Here is a 26,077-nt window from a genome sequence, read left to right on the forward strand (position 1 = left end):
ATTGTGCCCTGCCCGTGACAATGCTCAGAACGGGCCTACGCAGAGCATTCGGCCCACTACGGAACTGGTCCGAACGGCCCAGAACAGGCAGTGGCCCGTGCGTCGAAGAGTAAGACGCACGGGCCATGTCAAAGGGTTGCCTCGCGGCGTGTCACAGCACCTCGGACAGCTCCGAGAGCATCGCCGCCTTGGGCTTGGCGCCGATGATCTCCTTCACCTTCTCGCCGCCCTGGAACAGCATCATGGTCGGCACCGACATGATCTGGTACTGCCGGGCGATCGCCGGGTTGGCGTCGATGTCCAGCTTGGCAATGGTGATCTTGTCGGCGTGCTCGGCGGCGATCTCCTCCAGCACCGGCGCGACCATCTTGCACGGGCCGCACCAGGTCGCCCAGAAGTCGACCAGCACGGGCTTGTCGCTCTTGAGCACGTCCTGGTCGAAGGACTTGTCCGTGACGATCACGGTGTTGCCGGCCATGATTTCTCTCCTACGTGGGTGGAAGGGACGAGGTCAGTTGACGGGGACGGCCGTCGCCTCGGGTTCGGGGGCAGCCTCGGCGTGCTCGGCCAGCCAGCGTTCTGCGTCGATGGCCGCCGCGCAACCGGAGCCGGACGCGGTGATCGCCTGCCGGTAGGTGTGGTCCACCAGGTCGCCGGCCGCGAACACGCCGTCGAGCTTGGTGTAGGTGGACGGCGCGAGCACCCGCACGTAACCGTCCTCGTCCAGGTCGACCTGGCCCTTGACCAGCTCGCTGCGCGGGTCGTGGCCGATGGCCATGAACAGGCCCGTCACGGCCAGCTCCGACTCCTCGCCGGTGCGCGTGTCCCGGACCCTGACGCCGGCCACGGTGGTGTCGCCGAGCACCTCGAGGACCTCGGTGTTCAGCTGCCACTTGATCTTCTCGTTGGCCCGGGCCCGCTCCAGCATGATCCGGGAGGCGCGGAACTCCTCGCGCCGGTGGATGATCGTGACGCTGCGGGCGAAGCGGGTGAGGAAGGTGGCCTCCTCCATCGCCGAGTCGCCGCCGCCGACCACCGCGATGTCCTGGTCGCGGAAGAAGAAGCCGTCACAGGTCGCACAGGCCGACACGCCGCGGCCGAGCAGCTTCTGCTCACCGGGGATGTCCAGGTAGCGGGCCGCCGCGCCCATCGCGAGGATGACCGCGCGGGCCGCGTAGCGCACGCCGTTGGCGGTGACGTACTTGATGTCCCCGGCCAGCTCGACCTGCTCCACGTCCTCGGTGCGCAGCTGCGCGCCGAACCGCTCGGCCTGCGCCCGCATCTGCTCCATCAGCTCGGGGCCCATGATGCCGTCGCGGAAACCGGGGTAGTTCTCGACCTCGGTGGTGGTCATCAGGGCGCCGCCGAACTGGGTGCCCTCGAACACCAGCGGCTCCAACTGCGCCCTGGCCGCGTACACCGCCGCGGTGTAGCCCGCGGGGCCGGACCCGACGATGATCAGGTTCCGGACTTCTGATTCCGCCGCCACTGACACGACCTCCGTATCGCGCTCGCCAGACATACCGTTGAACGCGATGGTAGGTGGCCGGCATTCCACACCGGAGGGTGACGGCCGGCACCAGGCCAGCCGTTCACCCAAACAAAGACGACACTGCCGTCAGCCGCCGATTGTGGTGTTGATGATCGTGTCGGGGTTGCCGGCGGCGCAGTTGTCGCCGACCACCAGCAGCCGGACCTTGCCCAGCGCCCCACCGGGCAGCAGCATCATCACGCCGGGCTGGCCGTCCACGGTGACCAGCCGGCCGGCCATGGGCTTGCCGCTGAGGTTGTTGGCGGCCAGGCAGGCCTTGAGCTTGGCGGTGTCGGCGTACGGGCCGTAGTTGGTGCTGCCGTAGGCCTTGAAGCCGGCCCCGGGCAGGTCGCCGCGTTTGAGGGCCAGCACGCCGCCGTTCGGCGGGTCGGTCTGGATGCTGGTGGAGCCGGGGACGGCCTGCGGCATGCCGCCGGTGGTGTTGGACGGCAGGGTCACGAAGACCACGCCCACGGCGACGGCAGCGGCGGCGAGCAGGCCGCCGGCGATGCCGAGCCGACGGTTGCGGCGGCGTCGGGCCTCGGCCAGATCGACCACCGGGGCGGACGGCGGTGGCGGCGCGGCGGGGATCACCGGCGGTGGGCTCACGGTGGGCCGGCCGGCGGCGGGCGTGCCGACTGTCGGAACCGGGCGCTGCTGCGGCGGCACAGCCGCGCGGGCGGCGGCCTCCGCGGCGATGACGGCGTCGAGGCGGGCGGCGACGTTGTCGGGCATCCGCATCGGCGGCAGGTCGGCCAGCTCGGCCTGGGTGGCGTCGAGAGCGGCCAGCACGGCCAGGGCGTCGGCGTCGAGCCGGGACCGGTCGCCACCGTCGGCGTGCAGGTCGGCGAGCAGGTCAACGGACCACGGCTGCCCGTGGGGCGAATCCCCGTTCATCGGCCCTCCCAGTGGCGTTGCGGATGCGAACCCGGTGCACTACCTGGGACGTTCGCATCTGCACTTGGGTTCCGCAGGTGCCCGAGAAGTTTCGCCAGCTTCGTACGACCGCGTGCGCAGCGGCTCTTCACGGTGCCCTCGGCGATGCCCAGCATCTTGGCGGTCTCCGCCACCGAGTATCCCTCGACGTCGACCATCACGATCGGCACGCGCTGCTCGTCGGGCAGCTCGTGCAACGCCTCCTGGACGACCATCCGGGTCTGCAGCTCGGACACGGCGTCGCGGGGCACGCTCGGCTCCTGGCCGCCGGTCTCGGGCAGTGGCACGGTCGGCCGGGCCTGCCGGCGGCGGATCCGGTCCAGGCAGGCGTTCACCACGATGCGGTGCATCCAGGTGGTCACCTGGGACTCGGCCCGAAACGATCCCGCGGCGCGGAACGCGGAGATGAAGGCCTCTTGGAGCGCGTCAGCCGCCTCGTCGGGGTCCCGCAGGGTGCGAAGGGCCACCGCCCACATCCGGTCCCGATGTCGCCTGACCAGCTCCCCGAAAGCGTGCGGATCGCCGGCGGCATGAGCCGCTATCAGGTCGGCGTCCGAGCTGGCGGCTGCGGTCACCCGATGAGGATATCGGTCCTGCTTTCAGGCCCCTTGACGCGGCCGAACGGGTGATCCACTCACCGCGCGCCGATGAACTTCAGCTCGGACAGCTGGGAGGCGAACAGCTTGCCGCTCGGGCTCATGCTGGTGATCCACACGATGACGCGCTGGCTGGGCGAGGTCATCTTCACCGGGATGGTGGTGTCGCCGGCGGCCAGCGTGGCGCTGCCGACCACCAGCGTCTGCTGCAGCTGCGGGTTGTCGCTGGGGGCGGTGCGGATCTCGATCTTCGTGCCGGCGCTGGGCGAGGTGATCACGACCTGGGCCAGCTTCACCGGCTGGCCGAAGCTGGCCATCAGCCCGATGCCGGGCTTGAGGGCCGGGAAGTTGGACAGGTACTTGTCGGTGCGCCAGGAGGTGTTCGGGTCGCCGTCGATGGCCAGCCCGCCGTTCTTGGGGCTGTCCGGGTCGCTGGCCACGTTGAACACGCTGATGCTGGCCGGCTTGACCGGGCCGGTGGTCTGGGTGGGCGCGTTGTTGGCCGACTGCTTGTTGTCGCTGGTCGGCGCCACCTGGCTGATCACCAGCGGCGGGCCGCTGTCGCCCTTGGTGTTGTTCTCGTTGAAGAAGCCGACCACCTGCATGGCGATCCAGCCCAGCACCAGCAGCGTGGCCACGGCCAGCGCGGTCACGCCGATGGCCAGCTTGCGGCTGCGCTTGGAGTCCTTGACCGGCCGCTGTGTCGTCCAGACGACGTCGTCCTCGGGCTCCTCGGCCACCGCCGGGATCAGCCCGGTCTCGGCCTCCGCCTCGGCGATCTCGTCGAGCACCTGGAGGATGGCGGCGCCGGTGCGGATGCCGCCGACGCTGGTGTCCTCCAGGCTGCGCACGGCCACCGTGGACAGCGAGTGCGGCACCATCGGGTGCAGGCTGCGCGGGGCGACCACGCTGCCGTTGGGGCCGACCGGCGCGACCGGCAGCCCCTCCGGCCCGCCGGGCAGCGCCCAACGGCCGGTCAGCAGCAGGTACAGGATCGCGCCGAGGCCCTTCACGTCGTCGCGGGAGGCCGCTTCGGCCCGCGGCCCGGGGAAGGCCAGCCGCAGCTGGCCCTCGGGCGTGACGCGGATCCGCTGCGGGTGCTCGGTGCCGAGCACCAGGCCGGCGTGGTGCGCGCCCTCGACGGCGGCGGCCAGCGGCTCCAGCAGCCGGGACGCGGTGGCGGCGGGCAGCGGTCCGTCGGCGATGAGGTCGATCAGGTCGGTGCCGTTGGTCCACTCGGCCACGACGATGCCCAGGATCTGCTCCTGCGGCGCGATGCCGTTGCCGGGGCTGAGCACGTCCAGGATCCGGGCCACGCCGGGGTGGGCGTAGCTGGCGCCGTGCATGGCCCGTTCGACGGTCCGTCGAACCCTTGCCGCCGCGCGTGCGTCAGTTTGATTGCCGAGGAGAAGAGTCAGCGCCACGTCCCGGCCGAGCTGGCCGTCGCGGGCCCGCCACAGCTGGGCGTTGCACCGGGCGTCGGCGCCGGCGTAGCTCAGCAGCCGGTAGCGGCCCTGGCCGACCATGCCGCCCGGTAGGAGGGCATGGCTGGGCGGCCCGGCAGTGCCTCTGCCAGGCGGGGCCATCTCGGTCGGCCAGCTGCTCACCGCGTGCTCTCTCCCGTCCCGCTGGGGTCGAGGGTACGTGAAACCGGTCGGTCGGGCCCTGGGTGAACCCTCAGGTCCGTCGCACGAATCGGGTGATTCGGCTCAGTGCCGGCGTGAGCTCGTGCACTCTGAGCAATGTCATCATGCCGAATGCGCAGACCAGGCCGAGCAGCCCGCCGCCGACCAGAGTCAGCCACGCCCCGCCCGCACGGTGGATACCCCCGGGAATGTAGCGGGTAACCAGCAGAGCCACGGCCAGCGCGGCGGCCGCGCCCCACACCGCGCTGACCCCGGTCTTGACGTAGGTCCGGACCACCCGGCGGCTGCCCAGCTTGCCGAACCGCCGGCGCAGCCAGATCTCGCCCATCGCCATGCCGACCACGAAGGTCAGGCCGTTGACGAAGGCGATGCCGTAGACCACGTCCTGGCTGGGCAGCACGAACGGGCAGGCGAAGGTGAGCGGCACCTGGAAGGCCACCATCAGCGCGCGCAGCACGGTCGGCGTGCGCGAGTCGTTGAAGGCGTAGAACACCCGCAACTGGAGCAGGGTGACGGAGTAGGGCAGCAGCAGGAAGGCCGAGGCCGTCACGCCCAGACCGAGCTCGAATGCGCCCGACGACTCCGAGGACTTGATGGAGAACAGGGCCACGCCCATGGCCGGCCCGAGCACGGTCATCAGGGCGCTGATCGGCACCAGCATCACGGCGGTCAGCCGGCTGCCCTGCGACAGGTAGTCCAGCACCCCGGGGACGTCGCCCTCGGCGGCGGCCTGGCTCATCTTCGGCATGATCGCCGTGAGCAGCGACACACCGAGCACGCCGTAGGGCACCTGGAGCAGGTTCCAGGACTGCAGGTAGATCGACAGCCCGCCGCCGGCCGCGCCGGTGGCGACCCGGGTGATCGCCCACACCGTCACCTGGCTGACCAGCACGTAGCCGAAGGCCCAGCCCATCAGGCCGCCGAACTGGCCGATCCGCTTGTCCCAGCCCCACCGCGGGCGCAGCTTGAAGCCGCTGCGCAGCAGCGCCGGCACCAGCACGGCGGCCTGCGCGGCCACGCCCAGCGAGCTGCCGATGCCCAGGACCAGGAACTTCGCGTCGGTGATGTGGAACGGGTTCAGGTCCTGGTCACCCGGCACGATCATGTACGCGGCCAAGGTGGCGAACATGATCAGGTTGTTGGCCACCGGGGCCCAGGCCGGCGCCTTGAAGATGTTCTGCGCGTTGAGGATCGCGCTGAACAGGGCGCTGATGCCGTAGAACAGGATCTCCGGCAGCACCAGATAGCCGAACGCGGTGACCACCTCCGGCCGCGACTGGCCGGTCGAGCTGTCGACGAAGATGCTGGTCAGCAGGGGTGCGCAGGCCACCGCGAGCACGGTGACGGCCAGCAGCATGACGGTGCCCATGGTGACCAGGCGCTGGGTGTAGGCGACGCCCTTGTCCTCGTCGTCGTGCCGCGCCTTGATCAGCACCGGGATCATCACGCTGGTCAGCACGTTGCCGACGAACAGCTCGTAGATCATGTTCGGGAAGGTGTTGGCCGCGTTGTAGGCGTCCTGGGTGGCGGTGATGCCCAGCAGCACGGTCAGGGCCAGTCGCCAGCCGAAGCCGGTGACCCGGCTGATCAGCGTGGCGATGGCCATCGAGCCGCTCGCCTTGGCCAGCGACGGCGTCTGCTCGGCCGCCTGTAAGTCCGCCGCTCTGATGACGATCGTCGCCGGCTCGCTCAACTCTCGCTCGACCTCTCGTCGCCGGGCACGCCGGCGGTCAGCTTCTCGGGGACCGGAGCGTGCATCGGCGCGGTGACCTCGGCGGTGGTCTCCTGCGCCTGCTGCTGCTCCCTCTTGCGCTTGCGGGACGCGGTGATCCGGCGGTAGACGCGCCGGCCGGACAGGCCGAACAGCGCCGCGGCGGCGACGCCGGTGATCACCAGGTTGACGGTGCCGAACGCGGTGGACGACAGCTCGATCCGAGCCGGCGCGCCCAGCGAGGTCCGGCCGGAGGTGGTGGTCAGCGAGACGGTCACGGTGAACCGGCCGCTGCGCACCACGGTCGAGGTGATCAGCACGTCCCGCGGGATGCCGGCGGGGATGCGCTGGATCGTCGGCTGGGCGGTGACCCCGCTCAACGACTGGAGCTTGACGCCGACCTTCACCACGACCGGCAGGTTGTTGTAGACGCGCACTGGCAGCGGGCTGTCCTCGGAGGCCAGCGTGATCGGGCTGCCCGGCTGCTTCACCCCGACCTGGTTCTCCAGGTCGGTGAGCGCCGCGTGGGGTGGGACCAGCGCGCCGGCCGCGCCGCGGTCGTCGCCACGCCACACGCCGGAGCCGGCGCGCAGCAGGCCGTCGAACACCGGCGACATCACCTGCGCGGGCGTCACCGGCGAGGTCAGGTCCTGCTCCATGGAGGTGTAGAAGTCCCAGGCGCGAGCGCTGGTCTCGGCCAGCCGGCCGGCGGCCTCGGGCGACAGCTCCGCGCCCTGCTCGGAGTAGCCGGGGGCGACGTTGCGGGTCGGAGTCGGGCCGGAGGCCAGCGTGGCCAGCCCGGCCGGGGCCAGATACTGCTGGTCGGCCAGCGTCTGCACGCCGTTGAGCAGCGCGGTGGCATCCTGCTCGGACGGGCTCCACTGGTGCGGCGGGGCCACGACCAGCGGGATCGCCGAGCCGGCGTGCAGCTGCAACGCGGACAGCGCCGCCGCCGAGCCGTTGGCCAGCGCGGCCGACACCAGGTCGTCCAGGCGGATCACCCGGGGGCCCTTGTCCCCCAGCTGCGTCGGATCCGAGCCGGGCACGGTCGCCGCCGACAGCAGCACACTGCTCACCTTGGTGCCACGCAGCAGGCCGGTGTCCAGCGTCTGCTGGGAGTTGTCGGTGAAGGCGGCCAGCGTCTTCGGGTCCAGCTGGCCGTCGATCGGCCAGGTCAGGCCGGTCAGCGGGGCCGCCCCCAGCACCTGCTGCAACACGGTGCCGGCCACCGCGTACTGCACGAGCGGGGTGGCTCCGGCGCGGGCCAGCGCGTTCAGGTCGGCGTCGGCGGCGGGCAGTGCGAACACACAGCGACCAGTGACATCCCGCTTGAGCCGGTCCAGCCAGGCCTGGGCCGAGCCCTGCCCGTTGCCGGCCACCGTCGCGCCTGGGGTCTGCACGCTGTAGCCGGCGGCCATTGACTGCACGGTCTCGACCAGGTCCGGGTCGATGGCCAGGCAGAGGGACTGGGACAACCCGGGCGGCGCCATCTCGTAGGCGCTGAGCAGCGCGTCCAGCCGGCCGCCCTGGGCCAGCGAGGTGGCCAGGGTGTCGTCGCCGAGCACGGCTTTGCCCTTGGTGTCGGCGGTGACCAGCCGCGGCTGGTCGGACAGCGGCCACAGCACGGTGACCTTGGCCGGGGTCGCCGGCCTGGTCAGCGTGGCGCCGCCGGGCAGCGACAGCACCGGCAGCACGGTGGTGGCCTGGCCGACCTTGGCCAGCCCGCCGAAGTCCGGCACGCCGTTGACGTTGACCATCAGCGGGTACACGCCCGGATCGTTGATCTCCAGGCTGTTCGCGCTGGCCCCGTGCAGCGTCACGTTGATCACGAAGTCCACCCCCTGGCCGGGGGCCAGGGCCGGTGCGGCCGGCTGGAAGTCGCTGAACTTCACGCCGGTCTGCGGCTTGGCCAGCGCGGCGCGCAGGCCGTTCTCGTCCAGCTTGTCCCCGCGCTCCAGGCGGATCTCGGGCTTGGACACCCGGCGGTCGCCGACATTGGTCAGGTGGCCGTGCACGGTGACCGTGTCCGGCTGGTTGGAGGTGACGGGTTCCGGTGTCACCTGGGTGATGTCGACCTTGATGCGGTTCTGCTGGTCGGACTCCTGTGCGGTGGCGTTCGACGGGGCGAGCGTCAGCACCGCGATGCCGGCGGCCGCGAACACGGCCAGCACCTTGTTCATGACCCTGCCTCGCTAGCGCTCGGCCGGCACATGAAGAGATTCCCTGTGCTCAATGGTGAGCTCGCAAGCTCGCTCACGCTGACTCCGCCCCGGAACGCTCGCTGGAGGCTGACCCGTCGGAGAGCAGGTCGAGCGCCAGCCGCACCAGGCGGCGCTCGTCGGCGTAGGCGAGCAAGTCGTCCAACTCGCCCAGCGGCACCCATGCCACCTCGGTGACCTCCACGTCCTCGTCTGACAGTTCTCCGCCCACCGCTTCGAGCAGGAAGTGGTGGACCGTCTTGTGCACCCGGCGGTCCTCGGCCACGAACCAGTAGTCGATCGTGCCGAGGGTGCGCAGGACCTTGCTCTCGATGCCGGTCTCCTCGCTGACCTCGCGAATCGCGGTCTGCTCGGAGGTCTCCCCGGCCTCGATGTGTCCCTTGGGCAGCGACCACAGCAGCCGGCCCCGTCGGTCCAGCCGGCCAATGATCGCAGCGGCCCCGTGCGCCTCGTCGAGGACCAGGCCACCGGCCGAGGTCTCGTCGACGGTTCGCAGCCGCCGGCCCCGGCGCCGGTTGCGGCGCCCCGGCCTGGTTCCGCCGGAACGACCGGTCGACGGGGACATGCACGTGATGGTAGTGGTCAGTCCCGTGTGCTGGCCGTTGCAGGGCGATCGCACTCCGGCACCGTCGGCCGATACCGATACGCTGCCTTGCCGTGCCCGGTTCGAAATCACCCGTCCTGTCCGAAGCTGTGCGTGAGAATGCCGTGGTGGAACTGCTGCGCGTCGCCCCCGTGGCCGAGGAGCTGGCCGCCCGCTTCGCGGCCGCCGGCCATCAGCTCTACCTGGTCGGGGGACCAGTCAGGGACACCATGCTGGGGCGGCTGGGCAACGACCTGGACTTCACCACCGACGCCCGGCCGCAGCAGGTGTTGGCCCTGGTCCGGCCGTGGGCCGACGCGGTCTGGGAGACCGGCATCGCCTTCGGCACGGTCGGTCTGGCCAAGCACGGCCAGCAGCTGGAGATCACCACCTTCCGGGCCGACAGCTACGACCGGGTCACCCGCAACCCCGAGGTGACCTTCGGCGACTCCATCGAGGCCGACCTGCTGCGCCGCGACTTCACCGTGAACGCGATGGCGGTGGAGGTCAGCCAGCGGCGCTTCGTCGACCCCTACGGCGGCATGCAGGCGCTGGCCGACAAGGTGCTGGACACGCCGGCCACTCCGCAGGAGTCCTTCGCTGACGACCCGCTGCGCATGCTGCGCGCGGCCCGGTTCGTCAGCCAACTCGGCTTCACGCCCGCGCCGCGCGTGGTCGAGGCCATGACGTCGATGGCCGGCGAGATCACCCGGATCACCGCCGAGCGGGTGCAGGCCGAGCTGTCCAAGCTGCTCTGCGGGGCGTACCCCAAGCTGGGCATCGAGCTGCTGGTCGACACCGGCCTGGCCGCGCACGTGCTGCCGGAGCTGCCGGCGATGCGGCTGGAGATCGACGAGCACCACCAGCACAAGGACGTCTACCACCACTCGCTGGTGGTGCTGGACCAGGCGATCGCCCAGGAGGAGGACGGCCCGGACCTGATCCTGCGGCTGGCCGCGCTGCTGCACGACATCGGCAAGCCGGCGACCCGTCGGTTCGAGGAGGGCGGCGGCGTCAGCTTCCACCACCACGAGGTGGTCGGCGCGAAGATGGTCCGCAAGCGGTTGCGGGAGCTGAAGTACAGCAAGGAGATCGTCAGCGACGTGGCCCAGCTGGTGTTCCTGCACCTGCGCTTCCACGGCTACGGCAAGGGCGAGTGGACCGACTCGGCGGTGCGCCGCTACGTCACCGACGCCGGTCCCCTGCTGAGCCGGCTGCACAAGCTGGTCCGGGCCGACTGCACGACCCGGAACAAGCGCAAGGCGCAGAACCTGCAGCGCACCTACGACGAGCTCGAGGAACGCATCACCCGCATCGCCGCCGAGGAGGATCTGGCCCGCGTGCGGCCGGACCTGGACGGCAACGAGATCATGCGGCTGCTCGACGTGCCGCCGGGCCCGATCGTCGGCCAGGCCTGGAAGTTCCTCAAGGACCTGCGGCTGGACCGCGGCCCGCTGGAGCACGACGAGGCGGTCGCGGAACTGCGCCAGTGGGCCCGGGACCAGGGCATCGGCTGATGTTTCATGTGAAACGTCAGCGTGGGCTGTTGGGGTGCGCCCGCAGCACGAGGACGTAGCCGACCAGGCCGATCAGGTAGACCGCGGCGGTGCCGAGCACCACACTCGGCGACTGGCCGTTCATCGGCACGATGGTGGCCACCACCGTGACACCGAGCACCATCGCCACGTTGAACACCGTGTCGGAGACCGAGAACACCCGGCCCCGGGACTGGTCGGGCACGTCGCGCTGGATCGCCGCGTCCACGTTCAGCTTCACGGTCTGCCCGCAGAACGAGACCACGAACGCGGCGCCGAGCAGCGTCGGCACGGTCATCGGCAGGCCGAGCGCGACCAGGCCGACGGCCGCCACGACCAGGGCCCCGGACACCGCGAGCGGCCGGCCGAGGCGGCGAACCAGCCCCGGCGTCACGACGCCGGACAGGACCAGTCCGGCCGCGCCGGCCGCGACCGCCTCGGTGAGGCCGCCCGCGCCGGCCCGGAAGACGCCGTCGCTGTGCAGCGTGTACTTCATCAGCAGCACGATCACCAGCAGGGACGCGCCGTACGCGATGCGGTGCGCGGTCAGGGCGATGAAACCGGCGGCCACGCTCGGCACCCGCAGCGCCGCCCGGCCGCCGTCGACCATGCCCTTGGCCACGGCGACGAACGCCGCATGAGGCTCGTCCACCTCGTCCGGGCCGAGCACTCCGGCGGCGAACTGAGCCGCGAACAGGGCCGAGACCAGGGCGCCGACGATGGCCACCGAGGTCACCTGGGCCGAGCCGACGTTGCCCGAGCCGAGCACGTCGCGCAGCCCGAACGCGGTCGCGCCGCCGATCGCCGCGGCCGCCGAGGCCAGCGTGGCCACCATCGAGTTGCCGGTGACCAGGTCGCGGGACTCCACCACGTGTGGCAGGGCCGCCGACAGGCCGGCGCCGATGAACCGGCTCGCGCCCATCACCAGCAGCGCGGCGGCGTACAGCGGCCCGTTGCTCAGGCCGAAGCCGTCGGCCACGGCGGTCAGCAGCACCAGCGCGACCCGGACGAAGTTGGCCACGATCAGCAGCCGCCGGCGGTCCCACCGGTCCAGCAGCGCGCCGGCGAACGGGCCGACCACCGAGTACGGGATGAGGATCACCGCGAAGCCGCCGGCGATGGCCAGCGGATCGGCCTGTCGTTCGGGGTTGAACAACACCGCGCCGGCCAGGCCGGCCTGGAACAGGCCGTCAGCCCACTGCGAGGCCAGCCGGCAGAACAGCAGCCGCCGGAAGCCCGGATCACCCAGCATTCTGCGCACGGCGTGTCCGTCTGCGACCACGGCAGCAGACTACGTGCCCGACATCGGCCCGGTCCCCGGTATCGCACTCCCGCTTAGTGGGATCATGGCCAGGTGCGCCCCGACCGCGACGTCGAGCCCGGGTCACTCCTGGTGGCCTCGCCGAAACTGCTCGACTCGAACTTCCGCCGCACCGTGGTCTACATCATCGACCACCGGGGCGAGGGCACGCTGGGCGTGGTGCTGAACCGGCCGAGCGAGGTCGCCGTGCACGACGTGCTGCCGGCCTGGGGCCCGTACGTCAGCCGCCCGCAGGCCGTGTTCGTCGGCGGCCCGGTCGACCAGAAGACCGCCCTGTGCCTGGCCGCGCTGAACACCGGCGAGGACGTCGGCAGCACCGACGGGGTGATCGCGGTGCGCGGCCCGGTGGCCATGGTGGACCTGGACTCCGACCCGGAGTCCCTGGTCTCGAAGGTGCGCGGATTACGAGTGTTCGCCGGCTACGCAGGCTGGGACGTCAACCAGCTCGCCGGCGAGATCGAGCGCGGCGACTGGTTCGTGGTGGCCGGGCTGCCCGGTGACGTGCTCACTCCGCCGGGCGTCGACCTGTGGGGTCGGGTGCTGCGCCGGCAGGGCATGCCGCTGGCGCTGCAGGCCAGCCACCCGGGCGACGTGCTGCGGAACTGACCGATCAGGCAGACCTGGTCAGCGCTTGACCAGGCTGCAGCCGCCGCAGGCGCAGCCGGCGCAGCCCGCCGGTAGCGTCGGCTCCGGTTCCGGCATGGCCTCGGCGGCCTTGGTGCCGGTGGCCGCGCCGGCGACCACGATCGCCAGCATGCCGACGATGCCGACACCCAGCGGCACGATCGAGTCGTGCATGGCCAGCGAGGTGACCGCGCCGACCAGGCCCACCAGGCCGGCGACCGCGGTCGGCAGCCCGGCGACCTTGTTGGCCAGGGTGAACGCCTCGTCGCTGCGCATGGCCGCTTCGGTGCGCACGCCGAAGAACCGGTTGCGGCGCAGCGTGCCGCGCAGGCCGAGCCCGCCGATCACGCCGAAGGACACGCCGACGAGCAGGACAACCACCGATACCGTCGTGACTGCGAGGTTCACACCGTGGAGGGTAGGCGTTATCCGATGTCCACCAGGACTTCACCCCGGTCGTATGTGCTGCACGCCATGTTCAGACGCAGCCTCACCATCGCCTCCGTGGCCCTGCTGGCGACCGGACTGACCGCGGGCGCCGCCGCCGCGAGCCCGTCCCGGGTCCGCCTGCTCGGCGAGCAGATCGTGCCGCTCAACCTGCCGTTCCAGGGCACCACGGTGGGCGGCCTGTCCTCCATCGACCGCGACCCGCGCACCGGCCAGTACGTGTTCATCAGCGACGACCGGTCGGCGGTCAACCCGGCCCGGTTCTACACCGCCAAGATCGACGTGGACGCCAAGGGCATCCACTCCGTCGACTTCACCGGCACGCACCCGTTCCTGCGGCCGGACGGCAAGACGTACCCGACGATCAAGGACTGGACCGCGACGCCGTGCACCGCCGCGCAGCAGGTCTGCGACCGCGACGGCACCGTCGACCCGGAGGAGGCCCGGGTCGACCCGTGGACCGGGGATGTCACCTGGAGCCAGGAGGGCGAGCGGATCCTGACCCCGCAGACCACCCTGCTCGACCCGTCGATCCGCCAGGCCCGACCGGACGGCAGCTACGCCGGCCAGTACCCGCTGCCGGCCGACGAGCGGATGACCACCGGCAACACCGGCCCGCGGCAGAACCAGACGCTGGAGGGCATCACCTACGCGGCCGCCGGCACGCTGCTGGTCAGCGAGCTGGAGGACCCGCTGCTGCAGGACGGCCCGAACCCGACGGCCACCGCCGGCGCGCTGACCCGGATCACCGTGCAGAGCCGGTTCGGCCCGGTGCTGGCCCAGTATGCGTACCCGATCGACCCGCTGTTCGCGCCCTCCCCCAGCGCCAACGACACCAACGGCGTGTCCAGCATGGTGGCCTACAACCCGATCGACCCGACCCGCTACCTGATGGTGGAGCGGGCCTTCGTCACCGGTGTCGGCAACAAGGTGCGGGTGTACGAGATCGACACCAAGGGCGCGACCAACGTCAAGGACGTGGCCTCGCTGGCCGGCCAGAAGATCAAGCCGGTGAGCAAGAAGCTGCTGGTCGACCTGGACACGCTTGGGCTGCCCAAGGTCGACAACATCGAGGGGATCACCTGGGGGCCGACGCTGTCCACCGGTGAGCGGACGCTGTTGCTGGTCAGCGACAACAACTTCAGCTCCGGCCAGATCACCCAGGTGGTCGCCCTCGCGGTGCGCTAGGCGCCGGCCACCGACACGACGCCGTCCATCGTGCCGACGTAGGCGTGGTCGACGGACAGCGTCGGGGACGCGAAGTGCGGTGCGGGGCCGATCTGGAGCTGGCCCCGCACCGCCCCGGTCCTGAGATCCAGGGCGTAGAGCACGCCGCCGCCGACATCGACGACCCAGACCGCGCCGCCGCCGATGGCCGGCGAGCCGGCGGCTGGGGCTGAGGAGCTCCACAGCGGCGTCAGCTGGCCGCTGTTGTCGAAGCTCATCGCCTTCGGGCCGGCCTGGCACGGGATCACCACGATGTTGTCCTGCACGGCCGGCGAGCCCAGCGACGGGCAGGTGGCCAGCTGCGAGGACGCGTGGGACAGGTCATTGCGGTCCAGCACGTAGCTGATGCCGCGCTTGCCCGTCACCAGCACGTGCGCCCCGAGCGACACCGGGTTCGACGAGCCGAGATCCAGATCGTGCGCGTTGTCGTCGGCCCAGGTCTCCGGCGTGAAGATGTCGACCCGGCTCAGGTTGTCCGTGGTCAGCGCGACCACCGAGTCGCTGTCGTCGTACTGGCCGCCGGTCGCGTCGCCGTTGCCCACCGCGTACAGCAGCCGCGTGCCGTCCAGGGCGGCGCCGCCCGGGGCCCAGATGCCGGCCTCCCGCCTGGTCGGGACCACATAGCTGTGCGGATCGGTGCCGTCGGTGCGTACCGACAGGACGGTGCCCCGGTAGTTGCCGCAGTCGCCGAACAAGCCGCCGTAGGCGATGTAGACCCGGTTGTCGACGATCGACAGGGCGGCGCGCTGCTGGTGCGCGATCGCGTCCCCCTTCGGCGGATCCACCATGGTCTGCACCTCGACGGTGCCGGTGTCCAGGTCCATGCCGATCAGCGTGTGGCTGCCGCCGGCGGTCTCGGCCACCGCGAACAGCCGGTTGGTGAACCGGTCGTAGGCCATCGTGCTGGTGACGCCCAGCGGGTCGATGTCGCCGCAGGGCAAGCCCTTCTGCGGCTGCGGCGTGCCCAGACGCGTCTGCCAGCGGACGTTCCCGGTGGCCCGGTCCAGGTCGTAGACGGTGTTGTTCTCGGTGGCGGCCAGGATCCGGTCGCCGACGACCAGCGGCTGGCCGTAGACCGCGCCGTCCAGCTTGGCGTGCCAGGCCAGTGACAGCGGGCCCGGCGGGGCGAGATCGGGCTGCGCCCCGGTCCGCTCGTTGTTGAGGTGGAAGGTGGGCCAGTCGCCGGCCGACACCGGGGCCAACACGGTGCTGCTCGTGGTGGTCGGGGCAGGGGGCGGAGGCGTCGCGGTACAGGCCGCGACCAGCAGAACCAGGCCGATCCAAACCCAGCGCATGACCTACAGAGTGTGCGCTAAACTGCACGTCATGAGCACGGTCCGCCTGCTCCTTATTTAGCCGCGTTGGCCTTCTGACGAAGCGGCCGACGCGGCTAGCCCTCCATGCCCATCGGGGCTGGAGGGTTTTGTGTTGTCAGGGGCAGGTATGACGAGAGGGACTTCGATGACCGAGCAGACCGCTGAGGCGGCGCCGGCCCACCGCTACACCGCGACGATGGCCGGCGAGTTCGAGCGACGCTGGCAGCAGTACTGGGAGGAGCACGGCACCTTCCACGCGCCCAACCCGGTCGGCGAGCTGAGCTCCGACGCGCCGCTGCCCGCCGACAAGATGTTCGTGCAGGACATGTTCCCGTACCCGTCGGGCGCGGGCCTGCACGTCGGCCACCCCCTGGGTTTCATCGGCACCGACGTGTTCGCCCGGTTCCACCGGATGAACGGCCGCAACGTGCTGCACACCATGGGTTTCGACGCGTTCGGCCTGCCGGCCGAGCAGTACGCCGTGCAGACCGGGCAGCACCCGCGCAAGACCACCGAGGACAACATCGCCACCTACCTGCGGCAGATCCGCCGGGTGGGGCTGGGCCACGACGAGCGCCGCCGGATCTCCACCATCGACCCGGGCTACTACCGCTGGACGCAGTGGATCTTCCTGCGCATCTACAACTCCTGGTACGACGAGACGGCCGGCAAGGCCCGCCCGATCGCCGAGCTGGCGGCCGAGTACGCCAAGGACCCCTCCTGGGCGACGCTGTCGGCCGGCGAGCGCCGCGCGAAGATCGACTCCCGCCGGCTGGCCTACCTGTCCGAGGCGCCGGTGAACTGGTGTCCGGGTCTGGGCACCGTGCTGTCCAACGAGGAGGTCACCGCCGACGGCCGCAGCGAGCGCGGCAACTTCCCGGTGTTCCGGCGCAACCTGCGCCAGTGGATGATGCGCATCACCGCGTACTCGGACCGCCTGGTCGACGACCTGGAGCGGCTGGACTGGCCGGAGAAGGTCAAGTCCATGCAGCGCAACTGGATCGGCCGCTCCTACGGCGCCCGGGTCCGGTTCGCCGCCGGCTCGGAGTCGATCGAGGTCTTCACCACGCGGCCGGACACCCTGTTCGGCGCGACGTACCTGGTGCTGGCCCCGGAGCACCCGCTGGTCGACTCGCTGACCACCGACGCCTGGCCGTCCGATGTGGACTCCCGCTGGACCGGCGGTGCGGCGACGCCGGCGGAAGCCGTTGCGGCGTACCGGCTGGCCGCCTCCCGCAAGTCCGAACTGGACCGCCAGGAGAACAAGGACAAGACCGGTGTGTTCACCGGCGCGTACGCGGTCAACCCGGTCAACGGCACCAGCATCCCGGTGTTCGTCGCCGACTACGTGCTGATGGGCTACGGCACCGGCGCGATCATGGCGGTGCCCGGCCAGGACACCCGTGACTGGGACTTCGCCGAGGTGTTCGGGCTGCCGATCATCCGGACCGTGCAGCCGACGGAAGGCTTCGACGGCAAGGCGTTCACCGGCGACGGGCCCGCCATCAATTCCGGGTTCCTGGACGGCATGGACGTCGTCGAGGCCAAGAAGACCATCACCGAGTGGCTGACCGAGCAGGGCTCCGGCGAGGGCACCGTGCAGTACAAGCTGCGCGACTGGCTGTTCTCCCGGCAGCGCTACTGGGGCGAGCCGTTCCCGATCGTCTACGACGAGCACGGCGTGGCCCACGACATCCCGGTCGACCAGCTGCCGGTCGAGCTGCCCGAGGTGGACGACTACTCGCCGCGGACCTTCGACCCGGACGACCCGAACACCGAGCCGTCGCCGCCGCTGTCCCGGGCCACCGACTGGATCAACGTCGAGCTGGACCTGGGCGACGGCCCGAAGATGTACCGCCGCGACGCCAACACCATGCCCAACTGGGCCGGCTCCTGCTGGTATCAGCTGCGCTACGTGGACCCGGACAACAGCGAGCGGTTCGTCGACGCGGAGAACGAGCGGTACTGGCTGGGCCCGCGCCCGGAGATCCACGGCGCGGCCGACCCGGGCGGCGTCGACCTGTACATCGGCGGCGTCGAGCACGCCGTGCTGCACCTGCTGTACTCCCGGTTCTGGCAGAAGGTCCTGTTCGACCTGGGCGAGGTCAGCTCGGACGAGCCGTACCGCCGGCTGTTCAACCAGGGCTACATCCAGGCCTACGCCTACACCGACGCGCGCGGCGTGTACGTGCCGGCCGACGAGGTGGTCGAGCGGGACGGCAAGTACTTCTGGCAGGACCAGGAGGTCAACCGCGAGTACGGCAAGATGGGCAAGAGCCTGAAGAACGTCGTCACCCCGGACGAGATGTGCGACACCTACGGGGCCGACACCTTCCGGCTGTACGAGATGTCCATGGGGCCGATGGAGGTCTCCCGGCCGTGGGCGACCAAGGACGTCGTCGGCGCGCAGCGCTTCCTGCAGCGGCTGTGGCGCAACCTGGTCGACGAGGAGACCGGGCAGCTGCGGGTCACCGAGGCCGAGCCGGACGAGGACACCCTGCGGGCGCTGCACAAGGCCATCGCCGGCGTCCGCGAGGACTACGCGGAGATGCGCTACAACACCGCCGGCGCGAAGCTGATCGAGCTGAACAACTTCCTGACCAAGGCCGGGGCCACGCCGCGGTCGGTGGCCGAGCCGCTGGTGCTGATGCTGGCGCCGCTGTGCCCGCACATCGCCGAGGAGCTGTGGCAGCGGCTGGGCCACGGCGCGTCGCTGGCCCACGGGCCGTTCCCGGTGGCCGACGAGCGCTACCTGGTCGCCGACACCGTCGAGTACCCGATCCAGGTCAACGGCAAGGTGAAGGCCCGGGTCACCGTGCCCGCCGACGCCGACCAGGAGCAGGTCAAGGCGGTCGCGCTGGCCGACGCGAAGGTGGCCGAGCTGCTGGGCGGCAAGGAGCCGCGCAAGGTCATCGTGGTGCCGGGCCGGCTGGTCAACATCGTGGCGTGACCTCTTGAGGGGTTCCCCGCCGGGGAACCCCTCAAGAGGCGTTGGCCAGGCCGATGTCCTCGAAGAGCTCGGTCAGCATGGACTCGAACAGCGGCTCCGCGTTGGACACCGCGAACGGGAAGCGCTCGAACACCTCCAGCGCCACCTGGCCGTACAGGCGGACCCAGAACTGGAGCATCGTGTAGACCACGGACAGGTTGAGCGACTCCTCGGGCAGCGCGATGCCCTCCTGCTCGATCTGGGCCAGCAGGTGGGTGCGGAAGGCGACCAGGTCGCGGCGCAGCTCCTCCGGCACCCGCTCCTCGTCCGGCACCAGCAGCTTGTGGGTGGCCAGCAGCTTGCCGGCCATGTTCAGGAAGATCCGGCCGAACTGGTCCTTGGCCGGGCGCATCGTGGGGCCGCCGGACGCGTCGAACTCGCAGGCGGCGGAGTCGGCCGGGGAGGCGAACACCAGGGTGAACTCCTGCGGGTGGTTCAGCGCCCAGCGCCGGAAGCCGCGGCAGACCGCCAGCACGCCGCCGACCGCGTCCTGCTCGTCGATCTGGCTGAGGTCGGCGGTCAGCTCGGCTCCCAGGTCGACGCAGATGTCGTCGATCACGCGGCGCAGCAGGTCCTCGCGCGAGTCGTAGTACCGGTACAGCGCCGGCGCGGTGATGCCCAGTTCCCGGGCGATCGCGCGCAGCGTGACGGCCTCGCGGCCCTGCTCCACCAGTAGCCTGCGCGCCTGCTGGCGGATTTCCCGCTCGGTGTCGGCCCGGGGCCGATCACGTCGCGTGGTCTCCGTCATAGTTCACCCCATCGTGTTGTAAACACTGTTAACTTCGCGGTGCCGGCGACCGCGTTAACAGTGTTTACAGGTGGCTGTCCTAGGGGAACGGTACAACGACGGAGGGGTGGATGTTCGCGTCCTGGGGAAGGGTGGCGTTCCGACGCCGCTGGATCGTGATCATCGCGGTGCTGTTGCTGACCGTGATCGGCGGGGCGTGGGGGGCCGGCGTGAGCGACAAGCTCACCCAGGGCGGCTACGACGACCCCGGCAGCCAGGCCGCGCAGGTCGACAAGATCATCGAGGACTCCATCGGCAAGCAGGGCGGCGACGTTGTCGTGCTGTACACCGCGCCGGCCGGCACCACCGTCGACGACCCCGCGCTGGCTCGCAAGATCAACGACAAGCTGGCCGCCCTGCCGTCCTCGGACGTCAGCAAGGTCGTCTCCTACTGGAACACCCACGTGCCGGCGCTGGCCGACGCGAGCAAGACCCACGGCCTGGCCACCATCACGCTGGCCTCCGCCGACCAGACCAAGCAGAGCGCGCAGTACGCGGCCATCGCCGACAAGCTCGCGGTCGACGGCGTGCAGACCCAGATCGGCGGCCAGGCCCCGCTGCAGAAGACCATCACCGACAAGTCCATGGCCGACGTCGAGTTCGCCGAGCTGGTGTCGCTGCCGATCGTGCTCCTGCTGCTCGTGGTGATCTTCGGCAGCGTTGTCGCCGCGCTGATGCCCGTGCTGGTCGGCGGCCTGTCCATTCTCGGCGCCCTGGGCGTGCTGCGGCTGATCTCCCTCGGCCTCGACGTGAACACCTTCGCCGTGAACGTGGCCTCGCTGCTGGGACTCGGGCTGGCCATCGACTACGGCCTGTTCACCGTCGGCCGCTTCCGTGAGGAGCTCGCCGCCGGCCGGGACACCGCCGACGCCGTGCGCCGCACCGTCGCCACCGCCGGCCGCACCGTGGCCTTCTCGGCGACGCTGCTGGTGATCGCCCTGGCCGGGCTGATGGTGTTCCCGCTCGACTTCCTCAAGGCCGTCGCCTACGGCGGCATGTCCGCCGTCGCCATCGCCGCCATCGTGTCGCTGACCCTGCTGCCAGCGCTGCTGGCTGTGCTCGGTCCCCGTATCGACCGGCTGGCCGTGCCGTGGCGGCGGGGCAAGACCGCCAACCCCGAGCCGCGGTGGCTCAACCGCGTCGCCGGCACCGTGATGAAGCGGCCCGCCCTGTTCGTCGTGCCCATCGTCGCCGTGCTGCTCGTGCTCGGCGGGCCGTTCCTCAACGTCCGGTTCGGCGCCGCCGACGAGAAGCAGCTGCCGCCCAGCGACCCCGGCCGGCAGGCCATCGAGGCCATCACCGCCGCGTTCCCCTCCACCGGCAACTCTGTGGCCGCCATCGTCCTTCGCGGCAAGACCCTGGACCAGGCCGCCATCGGCGCCTTCGTCTCGGACGCCGGCAAGATCGCCTCCGACGTGCATCCCGTCGGCGCCAAGGGCGACGTGTACGTCTTCAACGGCAACCTGCCCGGCGACCCCCTCGGCGACCAGGCCAAGAACGCGGTCGATTCGCTGCGGGCGCTGCCCCACCCCGCCGGCACCGAGATCCTCGTCGGCGGCTTTACCGCCAAGCTCGCCGACAGCACCCAGGCCATCTTCGACCGGCTGCCGTGGATGGCCCTGATCCTCGTCGGCGCCACCCTGCTGCTGATGTTCCTGGCCTTCGGCTCCGTGTTGCTGCCGGTCAAGGCCGTGCTGATGAGCGCCCTGAGCCTGTCCGCCACCTTCGGCGTGCTGACCTTCGTGTTCCAGGAGGGCCACGGCGCCGGCTGGCTCGACGTGACACCCCAGCCCATGCAGGTCGGCGTCATGGTCCTCATCGGCGCCGTGGTGTTCGGCCTGTCCACCGACTACGAGACGTTTCTGCTGTCCCGCATGGTGGAGGCCCGCAACCGGGGCCTGTCCACCCAGGAGGCCGTCCGCACCGGCCTCGTCCGCACCGGCCGCATGATCAGCGCCGCCGCCCTGCTTCTGATCCTGGTCACCGGCGCCTTCGGCCTGTCCAGCATCGTCATCATGCGGTTCATCGGCGTGGGCATGATCATCGCCCTCATTCTCGACGCCACCGTTGTCCGCCTCCTCCTCGTGCCCGCGGTCCTCCGCCTGCTGGGCAACGCGGCGTGGTGGGCCCCAGGTCCCCTGCGCCGCCTCCAGGAGCGCGTCGGCATCCAGGAAACCGACGAGCCCGACGAGGACGTGGAGCTGGCCCGGGAACCCGAGCTCGTGCACTGACTTGTCCACAGGGGGCGGAGTTGTCCACAGCTGGATCTCCGCCACCTCCGCGCCGTCCCTCGCTGGGTAGGCTGGGCCTGGGACGACCCCCCGGGTTGGGTGGGGGTGTGTGTGGGCGCGGGAATACCGCCGTTGAGCGAGAGGTTGGCCGTCAGGTGACCACTGAAGTGCTCGTGCACGTGCGGCCGGGGTGCCCGTTCTGCGACATGCTGCGCTCGAACCTCAAGCGGAGCGGCCTGAAGTACCGGGAGCTGGACATTTGGCAGGACCCGGATGCGGCGGCGGCGGTGCGGAAGGCAGCCAACGGCAACGAGACGGTGCCGACGGTGAACGTGGGCAACACGTGGATGGTGAATCCCTCGATCCACCAGGTGCTGGCGGCGGTCAAGGCGGAGGCGCCGGAGTTGCTGCCGCAGAAGTGACCTAGCCGGTGACGGCGATGACGGTCGCGGGCCCGTGGTTGCTGGCGAGGTCGATGGTGGAGATGACCTGGCCGGTGCCGTCGTCGACGATGGTGGCGGTGCGGCCGGTGGCCAGGTAGGCGCTGTGGTCCCGAGGCGAGAAGGTGATGCCCCGGGCGGCCAGCACGAGCGTTGAGACCAGCCGGCGGGTGGCAGTGTCCACAACGGACACGGTGCCGTCCTGGAGATTGGCGACATAGAGCCGATCCCCGCCGGCGGCGAGCTCGGAGGCGCCGACGCCGACCGGGATGTGGGCGACGACCTTGCCGGTCCGGTTGTCGATGACGGTGACCGAACCATTGGTGTTGGCCAGCCGGCTGGTGTGGCTGACGTAGGTGGTGGCGCCGTCGGGACTGACGGCGACGTACTGCGGAAGCACGTCGACGGGCACGGTCCGGGTGACGCTGGCGTCCCGGGTGTCGATCACGCTGACGCTGGCGCCCTGGTTGTTGGCGACGTAGAGGCGGCTGCCGTCGGGACTGACGGCGAGACCGGTGGGAGTGCTGCCGACCTGGATGACGGCGGCCAGCGAGTCGCTGGCGAGGTCGAAGCCGAGGACGACGCCCTGCCCGTTGGCAGTGCCGGTGAGGTAGAGCCGCTGACCGTCGGGCCGCACCACGGCCGAGTCGAGCTCGGCTTTGACCCGGATGCGCCGGACCACCCTGGCGGTGGCCACATCGACCACGGCGACGGAGCCGGACCAGCCGTTGACGACGAACACGGTCCGGCCGTCGGGGCTGACGGCCAGGCCGGTGACGGTGGCGCCGGTGTCGACGACGTCGGTGACCGCGGCGGCGGCGACGTCGACAATCCGGAGCTCGCCGGAGTCCCCGGCGACAAAGGCGTGCACGGCGGCGACGTTCACCGCTGGCCGGATCACCAAGGGTTGCTCGGCAACCACCCCGGCGGCCAGCAGCGCCGTCGCGACTCCGGCCGCCACCAGTGCTCGCAGTCGCCGAGCGCCGAAGTGACGCTGGCAGCGCGTGGTGGTCACAAGCCGCATGGGAGCATTTTGACCATGCCCCCGGCCACTCAAGCACCCGGTACGGGTGAACGTTTCCGCCCGGCCGGGAAAACGTAAGTGCCCTGGTGCCGGGTCGCTCGGGGGGCTACGCGACCGGCGCCAGGGCACCTTTCCGGCGGACGAGTCAGCCGGTACATCCCTGTGTATCAGTCCGGCACCTGATTCGTTACACCTCGCGACTCATCCGTTATGACTCCTTCACGTGCGACCAGACGGGCGTATCGGGTGCCGGCCAGGAGCAGTAACAGGCCAGCGGCCAGGAAGGCGATCACCCGAGCCAGCCCGTCCAGGGTGGCCAGGTCGAACAGGATCAGCTTCACCACGGCCGCCCCGACCAGCACCAACCCGATCGAGCGCAGCACCGCGGAGTGGATCCCGCGCAGCAGCAGGGCGATGGCGGCGACGGTCCACGAAACCGTGATCACGGTGTGTCCGAACAGGAATCCGGACCGGTCGGGCGAGACGAGCAGGGCCGCGGACATCACGGTGGCAGCGGCGCCATAGAGCGTCACGACGCCGGCGACGACCCACGGCGCGGCGTTGCGGGTGGGCGGGCCGATGACCCGCATCCGGTACGCGACCAGCGGAATTGCGATCGCCACGGCGGTCATGAGCAGCGCGGTCAGCAACACGCTGACGCTGGACTCGATGCCCGGTCGGTAGTCGAACAGCGGCCCCCGCGTCACCACGGTCAGCCCCCGCACCAGCCCAACCACGGCCGAGAGCAGCGAGGCGAGCAGCGCGGCCCGGTGTCGAACGAGGTCGGCGGCCAGAACCAATATCAGAGTTTCACCCAGAAGGGTGATCGCCTGGGTGGGGCCGGTCAGAGTGTTCACGGTGGCGTCGACGATGGCGATCACGCCGACGACGGCGGCGGTCACGGTGAGCGGAGTGCTCAGCCAGCGGTCGCACACCGCGACCCCGAGCATCAGCGCCGCCACGATCGCCGCCAGCCACGCCGCCTCGGGCCGGGTCAGTCCGATGCCGGCGACCAGCGCGGCAGCCGGCGAACTGGCCAGCAGGATCACCGGGGTGGGGTCGTCGGAACGGCCCCGCAGCGTCACGACCACGGCGACAGCGATGCCGACCACCGTGGCCGCCAGCGCCGCGCCCGCGGCTTGGTGCGGATCGCCGAACCGCAGGGCGAACACCGTGGCCGCGAGGCTGGCCAGCACCGGCGGCACGCCGGCGACCAGGGCCAGGGACGGCCAACTCCGCAGCAGCTGCACCGGCATCGCGCCGATCTGGAGCACGACCAGGAACGACACCAGCAGCGGCGTGAAGCCGCCGGTGAGGAACGGGTCGCACAGGGCACAGCCGAGGATCACCCAGATGGCGATGAACTGGGCGTTCCAGCGGGCGGCCAGCAGCAGCCCGCCGCCCGCGACCAGCAAGGCCACCAACAGACCGGCCCACTGCGGCATCAGCTGGTACAGCGAGGTCGCGGCGGCGACGTCGAGGTAGAGCACCGCGACGCCGGTCGCAGCCAACGCGTAGGCGCCGCTGCGGCCAGCCGGGTTGCGGTGCACCCACAGCCCGCCGGCGATCAGGGCCAGCCCGAGCCCGCCGCCGACGAACACCCGTGGCATCGGCCCGAGCCAGCCGCGCTGCACGGCCAGCACCATCAGCAGCACGATCCCGAGCAGGGTGACGGAGCCGCCGACCCAGGCCACGACCTTGCTGCCGGCGCCCTCCCGGCTGAGGCGTTCGGGGATGGGAGGCGGAGGTGTGTAGGCGGGCATCGGCGGCGGCAGCTGGACGGGTGGCTGCATATGGGGCAGCACTGGTGCCGGCATTGGTGGGTGTATCGGCGGCGGGGCGAGCACCGGCGCGGCCTGGGCGTGCTGCAACTCCTGGCTGACGACCTGGAGCCGCCGGCCGATGAAGTCCAGCTCGGCGGCCAGTCGGGCCAGCGGTTCCGAGGTGGTCATGGCGTCAGGATGGGGTCTGAGCTCGGCGAAGGGATCCGTAGCACTACTCACGTGGCAGGGTTGTGATGTGACTGTTGAGGTGGTGGTGATCGGGTCGGCCAACGCCGACGTGGTGGTGCGGGTGGAGCGGCGGCCGGGGCCGGGAGAGACGGTGCTGGGGTCGGACACGGTGCTGGCGGCGGGCGGCAAGGGGGCGAACGCGGCGGTGGCGGCGGCCTTGCAGGAAGCCCGGGTGGCGCTGCTGGGGGCATTGGGCGACGACCAGCACGGGGAGCTGCTGAGGGACTCGATGAGCCGGGCGGGGGTCGGACTCGACCTGGTCCGGACCACGAACCGCCCGACCGGAGCCGCCTACATCACGGTCACGCCGGACGGGGAGAACACGATCGTGGTATCCCCCGGCGCGAACGCGGCGGTGGACGTCGAGCAGGTGGAGGCGGCCCGCCGAACGATCGCCGACGCCAAGGTGCTGCTGGCTTCGCTGGAGGTGCCGCTGCCGGCGGTGGAGCGGGCGGTGGCGCTGGCCGAGGAGGCCGGCACCCGGGCGGTCCTGAACCTGTCGCCGGTGGCGAAGCTGTCGTCGCAAACGCTTGCGGCGCTGGACCCGCTGGTGGTCAACGAGCATGAGGCGCAGTGGCTGATGGACGGCGAGACCGACCTGAACAAGCTGCTGGAGCTGGGCCCGAAGTCGGCGGTGGTGACGCTGGGCAGCAAGGGTGCGCTGGTCATCGAGTCGTCTGGGACGAGCGAGGTGAGCTCGCCAGAGGTGACGGCGGTGGACACGACCGGGGCCGGGGACGCCTTCGTGGGTGCGCTGGTCACGCAGTTGGCTGCCGGGGACGACCTGGCCGCTGCGGCGCGGCGGGCGGCGCGGGTGGCGGCGGTGTCGGTGACTCGTCCGGGCGCGCAGGCTTCCTACCCGACCCGTGGTGAAGTCGATTCAGTGAGGGGTATGGTCTAGA

At 70.9% G+C, this 26,077-nt stretch carries 21 protein-coding genes; 7 read left to right on the top strand and 14 right to left on the bottom strand.

Features of this window, described 5'->3' with window-relative positions; genetic code table 11:
- Positions 1-151: 151 nt before the first annotated feature.
- From trxA to JJ691_RS38935, 8 genes are all read right to left on the bottom strand, one after another.
- Positions 152-478: a thioredoxin gene (trxA, locus tag JJ691_RS38900; protein ID WP_211764490.1), complete on the bottom strand. Its 327-nt coding sequence runs from the start codon at positions 476-478 to the stop codon at positions 152-154.
- A 33-nt stretch (positions 479-511) separates the two neighbouring features.
- Positions 512-1,489, bottom strand: coding sequence for a thioredoxin-disulfide reductase (trxB, locus tag JJ691_RS38905; RefSeq protein ID WP_211764491.1), 978 nt, complete (start codon positions 1,487-1,489; stop codon positions 512-514).
- 129 nt (positions 1,490-1,618) lie between these two features.
- Positions 1,619-2,428, bottom strand: a complete 810-nt coding sequence (locus tag JJ691_RS38910; protein WP_211764492.1) for a hypothetical protein — start codon at positions 2,426-2,428, stop codon at positions 1,619-1,621.
- On the bottom strand, positions 2,425-3,042 hold the full coding sequence (gene sigM, locus JJ691_RS38915) for an RNA polymerase sigma factor SigM (RefSeq protein WP_211764493.1): 618 nt from the start codon (positions 3,040-3,042) through the stop codon (positions 2,425-2,427). Before sigM ends, JJ691_RS38910 begins: the two co-directional genes overlap by 4 nt.
- Positions 3,043-3,101: 59 nt before the next feature.
- Complete coding sequence (locus tag JJ691_RS38920; protein WP_306291331.1) at positions 3,102-4,670, bottom strand: protein kinase family protein; 1,569 nt, start codon at positions 4,668-4,670, stop codon at positions 3,102-3,104.
- 70 nt (positions 4,671-4,740) lie between these two features.
- On the bottom strand, positions 4,741-6,402 hold the full coding sequence (gene murJ, locus JJ691_RS38925; protein ID WP_249227289.1) for a murein biosynthesis integral membrane protein MurJ: 1,662 nt from the start codon (positions 6,400-6,402) through the stop codon (positions 4,741-4,743).
- Positions 6,399-8,600: a DUF6049 family protein gene (locus tag JJ691_RS38930; protein ID WP_211764494.1), complete on the bottom strand. Its 2,202-nt coding sequence runs from the start codon at positions 8,598-8,600 to the stop codon at positions 6,399-6,401. Before JJ691_RS38930 ends, murJ begins: the two co-directional genes overlap by 4 nt.
- A 73-nt stretch (positions 8,601-8,673) precedes the next feature.
- Positions 8,674-9,204 carry an NUDIX hydrolase gene (locus JJ691_RS38935; protein ID WP_211764495.1) on the bottom strand — a complete coding sequence of 177 codons (531 nt, stop codon included), beginning with the start codon at positions 9,202-9,204 and terminating at the stop codon, positions 8,674-8,676.
- Positions 9,205-9,275: 71 nt separating this feature from the next.
- On the opposite strand from JJ691_RS38935, the gene JJ691_RS38940 reads away from it, so the two are divergent.
- The gene (locus JJ691_RS38940; protein ID WP_442912796.1) at positions 9,276-10,739 is read left to right on the top strand and encodes a CCA tRNA nucleotidyltransferase; all 1,464 of its coding nucleotides are present in this window, start codon (positions 9,276-9,278) and stop codon (positions 10,737-10,739) included.
- A 16-nt stretch (positions 10,740-10,755) separates the two neighbouring features.
- Here JJ691_RS38940 and JJ691_RS38945 read toward each other — a convergent pair whose 3' ends face one another.
- On the bottom strand, positions 10,756-12,039 hold the full coding sequence (locus tag JJ691_RS38945) for an MFS transporter (RefSeq protein WP_249227290.1): 1,284 nt from the start codon (positions 12,037-12,039) through the stop codon (positions 10,756-10,758).
- Between the two features lie 72 nt (positions 12,040-12,111).
- Here JJ691_RS38945 and JJ691_RS38950 point away from each other — a divergent pair, with 72 nt between their 5' ends.
- Positions 12,112-12,684 carry a YqgE/AlgH family protein gene (locus JJ691_RS38950; RefSeq protein WP_211764496.1) on the top strand — a complete coding sequence of 191 codons (573 nt, stop codon included), beginning with the start codon at positions 12,112-12,114 and terminating at the stop codon, positions 12,682-12,684.
- An 18-nt stretch (positions 12,685-12,702) separates the two neighbouring features.
- Here the strand turns inward: JJ691_RS38950 and JJ691_RS38955 are convergent, their stop codons facing one another.
- Entirely contained in the window at positions 12,703-13,110 is a 408-nt protein-coding gene (locus tag JJ691_RS38955; protein ID WP_249227291.1) for an SdpI family protein, read from the bottom strand.
- Between the two features lie 66 nt (positions 13,111-13,176).
- On the opposite strand from JJ691_RS38955, the gene JJ691_RS38960 reads away from it, so the two are divergent.
- The gene (locus tag JJ691_RS38960) at positions 13,177-14,337 is read left to right on the top strand and encodes an esterase-like activity of phytase family protein (protein ID WP_211764497.1); all 1,161 of its coding nucleotides are present in this window, start codon (positions 13,177-13,179) and stop codon (positions 14,335-14,337) included.
- On the opposite strand, the gene JJ691_RS38965 is transcribed toward JJ691_RS38960, so the two are convergent.
- Complete coding sequence (locus JJ691_RS38965; protein ID WP_211764498.1) at positions 14,334-15,671, bottom strand: outer membrane protein assembly factor BamB family protein; 1,338 nt, start codon at positions 15,669-15,671, stop codon at positions 14,334-14,336. The genes JJ691_RS38960 and JJ691_RS38965 overlap by 4 nt on opposite strands.
- A gap of 166 nt (positions 15,672-15,837) precedes the next feature.
- Here JJ691_RS38965 and leuS point away from each other — a divergent pair, with 166 nt between their 5' ends.
- The gene (gene leuS, locus JJ691_RS38970; protein WP_211764499.1) at positions 15,838-18,642 is read left to right on the top strand and encodes a leucine--tRNA ligase; all 2,805 of its coding nucleotides are present in this window, start codon (positions 15,838-15,840) and stop codon (positions 18,640-18,642) included.
- Between the two features lie 31 nt (positions 18,643-18,673).
- Here leuS and JJ691_RS38975 read toward each other — a convergent pair whose 3' ends face one another.
- Entirely contained in the window at positions 18,674-19,429 is a 756-nt protein-coding gene (locus tag JJ691_RS38975; RefSeq protein WP_211764500.1) for a TetR/AcrR family transcriptional regulator, read from the bottom strand.
- Between the two features lie 110 nt (positions 19,430-19,539).
- On the opposite strand from JJ691_RS38975, the gene JJ691_RS38980 reads away from it, so the two are divergent.
- Together JJ691_RS38980 and JJ691_RS38985 are read left to right on the top strand one after the other, a co-directional pair.
- Positions 19,540-21,699 (top strand): MMPL family transporter, encoded by a 2,160-nt coding sequence (locus tag JJ691_RS38980; RefSeq protein WP_211764501.1) that lies wholly within the window; start codon positions 19,540-19,542, stop codon positions 21,697-21,699.
- Between the two features lie 155 nt (positions 21,700-21,854).
- The gene (locus JJ691_RS38985) at positions 21,855-22,121 is read left to right on the top strand and encodes a glutaredoxin domain-containing protein (protein ID WP_211764502.1); all 267 of its coding nucleotides are present in this window, start codon (positions 21,855-21,857) and stop codon (positions 22,119-22,121) included.
- Position 22,122: 1 nt separating this feature from the next.
- Here the strand turns inward: JJ691_RS38985 and JJ691_RS38990 are convergent, their stop codons facing one another.
- Together JJ691_RS38990 and JJ691_RS38995 are read right to left on the bottom strand one after the other, a co-directional pair.
- Complete coding sequence (locus JJ691_RS38990; RefSeq protein ID WP_211764503.1) at positions 22,123-23,163, bottom strand: YncE family protein; 1,041 nt, start codon at positions 23,161-23,163, stop codon at positions 22,123-22,125.
- A 167-nt stretch (positions 23,164-23,330) separates the two neighbouring features.
- A complete protein-coding gene (locus JJ691_RS38995) occupies positions 23,331-25,115 on the bottom strand; it encodes a DUF2339 domain-containing protein (RefSeq protein ID WP_211764504.1) in 1,785 nt (594 codons plus the stop codon).
- Between the two features lie 67 nt (positions 25,116-25,182).
- On the opposite strand from JJ691_RS38995, the gene JJ691_RS39000 reads away from it, so the two are divergent.
- Positions 25,183-26,076 (top strand): ribokinase, encoded by an 894-nt coding sequence (locus JJ691_RS39000; RefSeq protein WP_249227292.1) that lies wholly within the window; start codon positions 25,183-25,185, stop codon positions 26,074-26,076.
- Position 26,077: the final 1 nt, after the last annotated feature.

The organism is Kutzneria sp. CA-103260, assembly GCF_018263855.1.
GTDB lineage: Bacteria > Actinomycetota > Actinomycetes > Mycobacteriales > Pseudonocardiaceae > Kutzneria.

What these genes read in the sequence shown, in the direction of transcription:
- trxA (WP_211764490.1), bottom strand. Translation starts at nt 478, where the DNA reads ATGGCCGGCAACACCGTGATCGTCACGGACAAGTCCTTCGACCAGGAC.
- JJ691_RS38910 (WP_211764492.1), bottom strand. Translation starts at nt 2,428, where the DNA reads ATGAACGGGGATTCGCCCCACGGGCAGCCGTGGTCCGTTGACCTGCTC.
- JJ691_RS38930 (WP_211764494.1), bottom strand. Translation starts at nt 8,600, where the DNA reads ATGAACAAGGTGCTGGCCGTGTTCGCGGCCGCCGGCATCGCGGTGCTG.
- JJ691_RS38935 (WP_211764495.1), bottom strand. Translation starts at nt 9,204, where the DNA reads ATGTCCCCGTCGACCGGTCGTTCCGGCGGAACCAGGCCGGGGCGCCGC.
- JJ691_RS38960 (WP_211764497.1), top strand. Translation starts at nt 13,177, where the DNA reads ATGTTCAGACGCAGCCTCACCATCGCCTCCGTGGCCCTGCTGGCGACC.
- JJ691_RS38965 (WP_211764498.1), bottom strand. Translation starts at nt 15,671, where the DNA reads ATGCGCTGGGTTTGGATCGGCCTGGTTCTGCTGGTCGCGGCCTGTACC.
- leuS (WP_211764499.1), top strand. Translation starts at nt 15,838, where the DNA reads ATGACCGAGCAGACCGCTGAGGCGGCGCCGGCCCACCGCTACACCGCG.
- JJ691_RS38975 (WP_211764500.1), bottom strand. Translation starts at nt 19,429, where the DNA reads ATGACGGAGACCACGCGACGTGATCGGCCCCGGGCCGACACCGAGCGG.
- JJ691_RS38980 (WP_211764501.1), top strand. Translation starts at nt 19,540, where the DNA reads ATGTTCGCGTCCTGGGGAAGGGTGGCGTTCCGACGCCGCTGGATCGTG.
- JJ691_RS38990 (WP_211764503.1), bottom strand. Translation starts at nt 23,163, where the DNA reads ATGCGGCTTGTGACCACCACGCGCTGCCAGCGTCACTTCGGCGCTCGG.
- JJ691_RS38995 (WP_211764504.1), bottom strand. Translation starts at nt 25,115, where the DNA reads ATGACCACCTCGGAACCGCTGGCCCGACTGGCCGCCGAGCTGGACTTC.